The following is a 2580-nucleotide window of genomic DNA, read 5'->3' as shown; positions in this document are numbered from 1 at the left end:
GCCGCTTGAATTCCTTTCTTGCGAATCCCTTCATTCCACGTCCTTATTCCTCATAAATGATCCGCAAGCTTATCCGTAAAGTACTGGAGCTGCCGTCTGGCATGGGCAAACGCCGTAGCAAACCACGCGTGATTCCGCTGTCCCAGCATGGCGTTCGCCGCGATCAGCTCAGCACTGCTGCGCTCAAGGTGACTTCCCGTTTACAGGAAGCCGGTTTCTCTGCCTTCGTGGTAGGGGGGGCTGTGCGTGACCTGTTGCTGGATGTGGCACCCAAAGATTTTGACGTCGCCACCAATGCCACGCCGGAGCAGGTGCATCATCTGTTCCGCCGCTCGCGCATCATTGGTCGGCGTTTCCGCATCGTGCACGTGATGGTGGGCCCGGAAACCATCGAGGTCACCACCTTCCGTGGTGGCGGCATTGACGACCAGAACGAATCTGGCCGCATCATGGCCGACAACACCTTTGGCAGTCAGGAAGAAGACGCGCACCGCCGTGACTTTACTGTCAATGCGCTGTTCTTTGACCCGTCCGACGAGTCCATCATCGACTATCACCACGGCGTGAAGGACCTGAAGGCCAAAAAGCTGGTAATGATTGGCCAGCCAGCACGGCGTTATCAGGAAGACCCGGTACGTATGCTGCGTGCGGTGCGTCTGGCGGCCAAGCTGGGTTTCGAGATTGACGAAGACACCCGCAAGCCGATTCATGCCCATGCCCATCTGCTGAAAAAGGAACCGCCGGCCCGGCTGTTTGACGAAATGCTCAAGCTGCTGATGTCCGGCCATGCCTATGCCTGCCTGAAAAAGCTGCGCGAAGAAGGCTTGTCGCGCGGGGTGTTCCCGCTGCTGGACGCGGTGATGGGTGAAGATGGCGACGATTTGTTCCTGCAGCTGGGCCTGCAAAGTACCGATGCCCGTATCCGGGCCGACAAGCCGGTGTCTGTCGGTTTCCTGCTGGCGACCTTGCTGTGGCAACAGGTAAACCAGCATTGGCAGCAGCATATCGCTGCCGGCGAAAAGTCCCTGCAGGCCTTGCAAATGGCCATTGCGGACGTGGAAAACGAGCAGGATAACGATTTTGCCATTCCGCGCCGTTTTAGCGTGACCATGCGTGAAATCTGGACACTGCAGGGCCGTTTCGACAGTCGCAGCGGTGCGCGTCCCTACCGCTTCCTGGAACAGCCGCGCTTCCGTGCCGCCTTCGATTTCATGTCCTTGCGCGCCGAGGCAGGCGAGCTGCCAGCCAGTCTGGTGGAATGGTGGGAAGCCTTCCAGCGCGGCGATCAGGCCGAGCGCGAGACGCTGATCAACGAGGCAAAAAACAGCGGCAGCGAAGAGCCGGCGAAAAAACGCCGCCGTCGTCGCACCAGCAATCGCCGCCGCACTGAAAATTCAGGTCCGGGAGGAGAGGCTGAGTGAGTCTGGCCTACGTCGCTCTGGGTAGCAATCTGGAGCAGCCAGCGGAGCAGATCAGGGCCGCACTTGCGGCCCTTGCCAATCTGGCTGGCACTACCGTGCTTGCGCATTCTTCACTTTATCTCACCACGCCGGTGGGATATCTGGACCAGCCTGATTTCATCAATGCCGTGGCGATGCTGGACACCGGCCTGAGCCCCCATGCCTTGCTGGATGCGCTGATGCAGATCGAAGCCGGTTTCGGGCGTGAGCGCAGCTTCCGCAATGCCCCGCGGGTGCTGGATCTGGACATCCTGTTGTATCAGGATACCGTGCTGGACGACCCGCAATTGCTATTGCCGCATCCGCGCATGCACCAGCGCGCCTTTGTCATGGTACCGTTGGCAGAAATCGCCCCTGAGCAGCAGGTAGGGGCACATGGCCCGGCTGCTGCCATTACCGCCAAGCTCGACTGCAGCGGCGTGCACAAGCTGGTGTAGCCAGTCAGCTCAAGGAGCAAAACATGAGTCACAGCCATTTGCGTTATGTGGTGGTAGAAGGCCCGATTGGCTCGGGTAAATCGGCACTGGCACGCCGCCTGGCCAGCTACTGGGGCGTGCAGTTGCTGGCAGAGGATCCTGCGTCCAATCCCTTTCTGCCCCGTTTCTATCGCAATGTCGCTTCCCACGGTCTGGCCACCCAACTATCCTTTCTGATGCAGCGTGCCGACATGGCACGTGGCATGCTGCTGGGCGATACCCTGGCCAGCCCGGTGGTGTCGGACTTCCTGTTTGAAAAGGATGTGCTGTTTGCCCGGGTGAATCTGGACGAGCAGGAACTGGCGCTGTACCAGCGTATTGCCCAGCAACTGCTGCCACAGTATCCGGTGCCGGATCTGGTGATTTACCTGCAAGCCTCGGAGCAGGTATTGCTGGAGCGCAGTGCCGCCCGTGCCAGCCAGCTGGAGCAGGATTTCCCCGCAGGCTACCTCAAGCGCGTGCATGCCGCGTACAGCGAATTTTTCCATCAGTACGAAGCAGCACCCTTGCTGATCGTCAATACCGACCATCTGGAGTTGGTTGATGGTAACGAGGATTTCGAGCTATTGTTGCGCTGCATCAGCGAGATGCGCGGACAGCGCAGCTACTTCAACAAGAGCGTCTGAATACAAGTGACGCCTTGC

The 2580-nt window shown here is 59.3% G+C and carries 3 protein-coding genes; all 3 read left to right on the top strand.

Annotation, left to right across the window (positions count from 1 at the left end):
• Nucleotides 1–56 precede the first annotated feature (56 nt).
• The 3 genes from pcnB to QVF59_RS17425 are packed head-to-tail and all read left to right on the top strand — an operon-like array spanning nt 57 to nt 2562.
• Complete coding sequence (pcnB, locus tag QVF59_RS17435; RefSeq protein ID WP_287881466.1) at nt 57–1421, top strand: polynucleotide adenylyltransferase PcnB; 1365 nt, start codon at nt 57–59, stop codon at nt 1419–1421.
• Nucleotides 1418–1897, top strand: a complete 480-nt coding sequence (gene folK, locus QVF59_RS17430; RefSeq protein WP_287881465.1) for a 2-amino-4-hydroxy-6-hydroxymethyldihydropteridine diphosphokinase — start codon at nt 1418–1420, stop codon at nt 1895–1897. Before pcnB ends, folK begins: the two co-directional genes overlap by 4 nt.
• Nucleotides 1898–1920: 23 nt before the next feature.
• Nucleotides 1921–2562 carry a deoxynucleoside kinase gene (locus QVF59_RS17425; protein WP_287881464.1) on the top strand — a complete coding sequence of 214 codons (642 nt, stop codon included), beginning with the start codon at nt 1921–1923 and terminating at the stop codon, nt 2560–2562.
• Nucleotides 2563–2580: the final 18 nt, after the last annotated feature.

The organism is Aquitalea sp., assembly GCF_030150775.1.
In the GTDB taxonomy this organism is placed as follows: Bacteria; Pseudomonadota; Gammaproteobacteria; order Burkholderiales; family Chromobacteriaceae; genus Aquitalea; species Aquitalea denitrificans.
The sequence above is the reverse complement of the archived record's forward strand: the minus strand, read 5'-3'. Positions and strand labels throughout refer to the sequence as shown.